Origin of the sequence: Okeania sp. SIO2B9 (assembly GCF_010672505.1) — a bacterium.
In the GTDB taxonomy this organism is placed as follows: Bacteria; Cyanobacteriota; Cyanobacteriia; order Cyanobacteriales; family Microcoleaceae; genus Okeania; species Okeania hirsuta.
The window spans coordinates 1-6,709 of sequence record NZ_JAAHGK010000287.1; the positions used below are offsets into that span (position 1 = coordinate 1).

General features: G+C 36.3%; 5 protein-coding genes and 1 pseudogene. 5 read left to right on the forward strand and 1 reads right to left on the reverse strand.

The genetic code is table 11. From position 1 onward, the window contains the following. Positions 1-179: 179 nt before the first annotated feature. Both F6K13_RS12275 and F6K13_RS12280 read left to right on the forward strand, forming a co-directional pair. Positions 180-507: pseudogene (locus tag F6K13_RS12275) on the forward strand (IS5 family transposase); the annotation flags it as partial. Positions 508-998: 491 nt separating this feature from the next. After that, complete coding sequence (locus F6K13_RS12280) at positions 999-1,181, forward strand: hypothetical protein (protein ID WP_124146536.1); 183 nt, start codon at positions 999-1,001, stop codon at positions 1,179-1,181. A gap of 383 nt (positions 1,182-1,564) precedes the next feature. Here F6K13_RS12280 and F6K13_RS12285 read toward each other — a convergent pair whose 3' ends face one another. Continuing rightward, complete coding sequence (locus tag F6K13_RS12285; protein ID WP_124146535.1) at positions 1,565-1,894, reverse strand: co-chaperone YbbN; 330 nt, start codon at positions 1,892-1,894, stop codon at positions 1,565-1,567. Positions 1,895-2,214: 320 nt separating this feature from the next. On the opposite strand from F6K13_RS12285, the gene glpX reads away from it, so the two are divergent. From glpX to F6K13_RS12300, 3 genes are all read left to right on the forward strand, one after another. After that, the gene (gene glpX, locus F6K13_RS12290) at positions 2,215-3,252 is read left to right on the forward strand and encodes a class II fructose-bisphosphatase (protein ID WP_124146534.1); all 1,038 of its coding nucleotides are present in this window, start codon (positions 2,215-2,217) and stop codon (positions 3,250-3,252) included. Positions 3,253-3,755: 503 nt separating this feature from the next. Next, positions 3,756-5,051 carry a glutamyl-tRNA reductase gene (locus tag F6K13_RS12295; protein ID WP_124146533.1) on the forward strand — a complete coding sequence of 432 codons (1,296 nt, stop codon included), beginning with the start codon at positions 3,756-3,758 and terminating at the stop codon, positions 5,049-5,051. 187 nt (positions 5,052-5,238) lie between these two features. Further along, entirely contained in the window at positions 5,239-6,543 is a 1,305-nt protein-coding gene (locus tag F6K13_RS12300) for an endonuclease NucS domain-containing protein (RefSeq protein WP_124146532.1), read from the forward strand. The last annotated feature ends 166 nt before the right edge of the window (positions 6,544-6,709 follow it).

A 6,709-nucleotide genomic window follows, 5' to 3' on the forward strand; every position in this document is an offset into this window, starting at 1 on the left:
CAATGTGCGCTGGCATATTTACAAATTACAAGAACTGTCCAATAGCTAAAAGTCTTGTATTATCGGTCTTTTATTCCCCCAGATGAGCTGTTGCCAGATGAGCTGTTGCCTGCGCACAGCGCTATATAGTATGCTGGTGAAGAATAACTACAGGAATAACATGCATAGGACTGCTCTAAATGACTAGACGTTATGGCTTGCGAGACGATCAATGGGAACGCATTCAAAATTTATTACCAGGGCGTGAAGGGACTGTAGGGAGGACAGCAACAGACAACCGTCTGTTTGTGGAAGCTGTCTTATATAGGTATAGAACCGGAATTCCTTGGACAGACTTGCCAGAAAGATTTGGGGATTTTCGCGTTGTCCATACTCGTTTTAGTCGTTGGAGCTGTTCAGGGGTATGGGTGCATAGTATTTCAAGCTAAGGCTGAGGATGCAGATCACGAATATGCCATGATCGATGCCACTATTGTTCGTGCTCATACTCGTAGTGCCGGAGCAAAAAACAGTAGTCCACAACAGGAAGATATTAGAGTTGTTGGGAAATAAAAATTTCAAATGCTCAAAAGCTTACTGTATAAGGCTTTCATGATTTTACACTTGAAAATAGCTATAAACTTTGACTGATAAGGGTTTTAGCCATTTTTTGTGCTTAATTCCCAACAACTCTATTGGCCGTAGTCAGGGGGGATTAAGCACGAAAATACATGGAGTAGTAGATGCTCTGGGTAAATCCCACTAATTTTTTTTAACTCCAGCTCAAGGGTCTGACTTGGATGGGGCAGATGTTCTATTACCAATGGTAGAAGTGGAAGCGGGAGCGCGGGGACAAAGCTGATGATGCTCAGGAGCGGGTGCCAATCGCCTTTGACTAACAGAGGAATAGAAGTAGTGATTCCTCCCAAAAAAAACCGCCCGTGAACTCCGTAATTACGATGAAATATTGTACAAAGCACGTCTATGAATAGAAAATTTTTTGGCCAAACTCAAACAGTATGGAGTGTTGGCGGAGCAAGTGCGGCAGCTATATCGCTACTAGATACGATCAACGTTCAGTTAACTTTCTAGGAGGAATTCCTACAGGCAGCCTCAGTCATTTTATTGGCGTAGCGATCGCCATCGACCTAGAACATACAAGACCCCTACTTGTCAATTTTTTAATTGATGACACGCCCTAGGATAAAATCTATCTGCTATGACTAATTGACTGCTATACTATTTACACTGATAGCTTCTTACACTGATAGCTTCCTGGTACAACAATCTCATCTTCAGCAATTTGCTAAATTAAAGCAGAAGTAGTATTTCCCAAATCATCGGTATCATAAGTACCATGATGGAAAGCTTGCCAGATATAACTTCAGGCAATTTCTCCATTGGGAGGGATGTTTTCAAAGGAGACTTAGATTTGCCGAGAATCAGCATCTGAAGCATTAGGCATAGCAAAACCAAGGACAGATATAATACTAATAATTGAACTGACCAAGGTTTTGATTTTCATAAAACACTCCTTCAAATAATTGTTTAATCTGTGAACTCCTAAAGATAACAAAGACCTAATTCAATTTAAATAAGGTTCTAACTTATCTATTAACTGTTGTTTTGTCATAGCTCCTTCATCGGAGAGTAATAATTCTTGATTCCGAAATAGTCTAAAGGCAGGGACTCCTTCCACCTGATATTGCTTCACAATTTTAGACTTAGGATCGACTTCCATTTTCACTACTTTGAGGCGATCGCTATATTCAGTGGCCACTTTTTCCATTAAAGGGGACATTAGCCTACATGGGCCACACCAAGTAGCCCAAAAATAAGCTAATACAAGCTTTTCTGACTTGAGGATTTCAGTTTCAAACTGAGAATCATTAATGACAATAACGTTACTACTCACGTTTTTTCCTTTCCATAATTTGCTGACATTTTCTCACAAATGTTGTGGCTATTTATTTTATCAGAATTTGAGTAGGTCAAACTAAATATTTAAGATAACTGAAGCTAGTAAATTTCCCAAACCATCGCTTTCCCTATATCAATCCTTATTTTTAACTTATGTCTTTGTTTCTTTGACTAATGACTGTTTACTATCTGCAATAAAACTTTACATCCTAGATTCCGCACAAAGTCCTAACCTGAACCCTGGCTCTGATAGACTTTAACACTGGGAGAGCTAAATAAAAAAGTTTTCCTCAGCAGTTGGGAGGATAAAAATTCGTGGATAACGTAATTGGTTTAGAAATTATCGAAGTAGTAGAGCAAGCAGCGATCGCCTCTGCTCGTTGGATGGGAAAAGGTGAGAAAAATACTGCAGACCAAGTAGCTGTAGAAGCTATGCGGAAACGCATGAACCAAATTCATATGCGGGGCCGCATCGTGATTGGAGAAGGGGAGCGAGATGAAGCGCCCATGCTCTACATTGGGGAACAAGTAGGAATTTGTACTCAACCTAATGCCAGTGAGGTCTGTGACATAGAACAGCTAGTCGAGATTGACATAGCAGTTGACCCTTGCGAAGGAACAAACCTAGTTGCCTATGGTCAAAATGGTTCTATGGCAGTATTAGCTATTTCTGAAAAAGGTGGTCTATTAGCAGCACCAGATGTTTATATGAAAAAATTAGCAGCACCAGCAGTAGCTAAAAATCATGTAGATATAAACAAATCTGCTACTGAAAACCTCAAGATTATTTCAGACTGCATGGAACGTGCTGTTGACGAATTGGTCGTTGTAGTCATGGATCGCCCCCGTCATAAAGACCTAATTAATGAAATTCGTCAAGCAGGTGCCAGAGTTCGTCTAATTAGTGATGGTGACGTTTCTGCAGCAATTTCCTGTGCATTTTCTGGAACAAATATCCATGCTTTAATGGGTATTGGTGCAGCGCCAGAGGGAGTAATTTCTGCAGCAGCTATGCGTGCTTTAGGAGGCCATTTCCAAGGACAACTGATTTATGACCCAGCTATTGTCAAAACTGGTTTGATTGGAGAAAGCAAAGAAGATAACATGAAGCGACTCAAGGATATGGGTGTTGAAGATCCAGACAAAGTTTACAACGCTGAAGAGTTAGCTTCTGGAGAAACAGTGTTATTTGCAGCTTGTGGTATTACTCCTGGCACTCTGATGGAAGGAGTACGTTTCTTCCATAATGGTGCTCGTACCCAAAGTTTAGTTATTTCTTCTCAGTCAAAAACTGCTCGGTTCGTAGATACTGTGCATATGTTTGGAGAATCAAAAACACTGGAACTGAGATAGAAATTGATAAGCATTCAGCTATTAGTAGTTAACATTCAGCTTTTTAATTAATCAAGCTAGTTGATGTATTTTATCGTACAGTTTATGGCTAATGTCTGATGGCTGAATGCTTAGATAAATAGTATTAGGTAAATGGGGCATTACAAAATATCTCTGTTGAAAAATGACCTTTGAAAAATTACTGCTAAACAGTCAAAATTCATGGCTCATATCAATCAGGATAACCAGGGAATTATTAAAGTTTTGGGGGTAGGTTTTAAATTAAATATTTAGGCGGAAAAGAACTAACCATATATTAAACCTCCCTCAGTTTTTTCACAATTCTAATGATCTTCTGAAACAATATAAATTTTTTAGGCCATTTATCTGTAAAAATGCGCTTAATAATTGTTTTTCAGACCTTATTACACTGAATATTAAGTGCAAGTTTATGAATAAATGGTATTAGACCTCATTTTTTAATTTAATTAAAAATCACAACAAATTAACAAAAGAAAAATTACATGAATATCGCAGTTGTAGGACTTAGCCACAAAACAGCACCGGTTGAAGTTCGAGAAAAATTAAGTATTCCAGAAACACAAATAGAAAATGCCATTACTCAATTATGTGGTGGAACTTATACTCAAGAAGTTGGCATTCTTAGTACCTGTAATCGTTTAGAAATTTATGTAGTTACTAATGAAATGCAGCCTGGTATTCGAGAAGTAACTCAGTTTCTTTCTGACTCTAGTAAAATACCTTTAAATTTACTTCGTCCACACCTATTTATGTTGCTCCATGAAGATTCTATTATGCACTTAATGCGAGTTGCTGCTGGATTAGATAGTCTGGTATTAGGTGAAGGACAAATTTTAGCTCAGGTGAAACAAACTCATAAACTCGGACAACAATATAAAGGTATTGGGCGTATTCTTAATCGTTTATTTAAGCAAGCTGTAACTGCTGGAAAAAGGGTTCGGACAGAAACAAGTATTGGTACTGGTGCTGTTTCTATTAGTTCTGCAGCGGTGGAATTAGCTCAAATGAAATTAGAGGATTTATCTAATTACCGAGTGGCTATTGTTGGTGCTGGTAAAATGTCAAAATTATTGGTGCAACATTTATTAGCTAAAGGTGCAAGCAATATATCAATTATTAATCGTTCTATCGGACGCGCTCAGGATTTAGCAAATAGTTTTAAAGATGCAAATATAAATGTTGATTCTATGTCAGAAATGAGTCAGGTTATTAGTAATTCTGATTTGGTATTTACTAGCACTGGGGCAACTGAACCAATTTTAGATAAGGCTAAATTAGAAGGAATTTTAGCTCCTAATCAATCTTTAATGTTGGTGGATATTTCCGTGCCTCGTAATATTGCTACTGATGTGAGTGAATTGGCAAATGTTCGTTGTTTTAATGTGGATGATTTGAAAGCTGTTGTTGCTCAAAATCAAGAAAGTCGTCGGCAGATGGCGATGGAGGCTGAGGTTTTATTGGAGGAAGAGGTAGAAGCTTTTGATGTTTGGTGGAGAAGTTTAGAGACGGTTCCTACTATTAATTCTTTACGACAAAAAATAGAGACTATTCGGGAGCAGGAATTAGAAAAAGCTTTATCTCGTTTAGGTTCAGAATTTGCGGAAAAACATCAAGAGGTAATTGAGGCTTTGACTAGGGGTATTGTGAATAAGATTTTGCATGACCCAATGGTGCAGTTACGGGCACAACAGGATATTGAAGCAAGGCGTCATGCGATGCAGACTTTACAACTTTTGTTTAATTTAGAACAAGAAATTAGTTCTGGGAAAGTTGTTTAGTTAGTGACTGAGTTTGTTAAGTAGGGTGTGCGTGGCGTACCCTATATTTTGCCTGTTCTTTACATTGAATAAAAAATCATGCGTAAGTCCTGATAACTCCCATTTTACTTATCTTATGATCTTTTTCTTTAACAGTAAGTAACATGACAAGTATAATTTACACATTCTGATTCTTATAAAGAAGTTTATGCCATATTTAAAAGCCAAGCATTTAACTGAAGCTGAGAAAAAGCGGGATGAGAAGGTAGCAAAGTCTACTCGTAATTTAGTCTTGATCAATGACAAAATTAAATTTCAGTCAGAAGAAGATTTAGAAAATTATATAGAGGAAAATTTTAACCAAATTTTACCAGGCTTAGTTTTGATTAAGCGTCAGCATACTATTAATACGCAAAGATGTGATTTACTATGCTCTATTAAATCAGTTAAGCAACCTGTGATAATTGAGTTAAAAAATGAAGAGGATAGGAATTTAATCTCTCAGCTTACTCGGTATAGGAAAGCTTTACTGATAGAAAAGCCTTTTCCAGAACAAATAGATTATTCATTACCTGTGAAATTAATAGCGATCGCTCCAACTTTTCACGAGGATAATTATACAGATCAAGAAGCTTCTAAATTCGAGAATGATTTTTGTCTGTGGGAGTTTAGTATTGATATTGAGCAGGGTAAAGATATTGCTCAATTTAATCTTTCAGGAAAAACTTATGATATTCCTTATCCTATATTTGGCTTCCCAGGAAAAATTTTAAACTCTGAATCTTATAGTAAAAGTTTACCGACTTTTGCTTGGGAATTTTATTTTAGACTAGACCAAAAATACAAGAAAGATTTTCAAGGGTTACGAAATCAATTAATTGTTCAACCAAAAATTAAAGAAATGGTTAGCACGAGCTATAGAAAAGTATTGTATGGAACAGGTGAGGGAAAAAATCATAAAAAGTTAGCAGAAATTACTAATACTCCTGGAAAAGATTTATGTTTATTTCTGTGGTTACCGACATCTGTAGATACAAAGTCAGAGAAACCAGTAGCAAGATGTGGATTTGTTTTAAAAAATTCTAGTAATTCTTTATCTAATGATTCTGTTGTTGAGTGGTTAGTATCAACTAAAGAAACTTTGAATAATAAAAATACACCCGATATTAATTCAGAAGTAGCTGCTTATGGTAGAGATGGTACATTAAAGTGGAGTAGAGCGAATTTATATTTAGGTAACGTGACTTTTCGTTATACCCAAGACCCTGTTAAATTAGATGAATGGAAAAGAGTAGCTAAAACATCTAGTTCTAAAGTATTAAATCAAATTGTTAATTCATATCAAAATAATCCGACATTCTGGTTACTAATGTATGTTTTAAAAGGTGTGACACCAAAAACTATTACTGATGAAGATAGAATTTGGTGGGAGTCATATAAAACAAAAACTCCTATACATTTAGGTTGGTATATTGATTTAGCTCTAAAAACTTGGAATTATAAGATTAAGTAAAGTAGCTAATTTACTTAATCCCTTTTTTGGAAATAAATTTATGCCATATCTCAAAGCTAATATTTCATCGCAGATCTCTACAGAATAGACACCTCCGAAAAATATATAGACTTTTTGTAAAAGTAGGGAAAAGGGAAGATTTTTTGAGGAAAAAAACACGGAAAAT

Coding starts and splice junctions, on each gene's coding strand:
- F6K13_RS12300 (WP_124146532.1), top strand. CDS start 5,239: ATGCCATATTTAAAAGCCAAGCATTTAACTGAAGCTGAGAAAAAGCGG.
- F6K13_RS12280 (WP_124146536.1), top strand. CDS start 999: ATGGAGTGTTGGCGGAGCAAGTGCGGCAGCTATATCGCTACTAGATAC.
- F6K13_RS12295 (WP_124146533.1), top strand. CDS start 3,756: ATGAATATCGCAGTTGTAGGACTTAGCCACAAAACAGCACCGGTTGAA.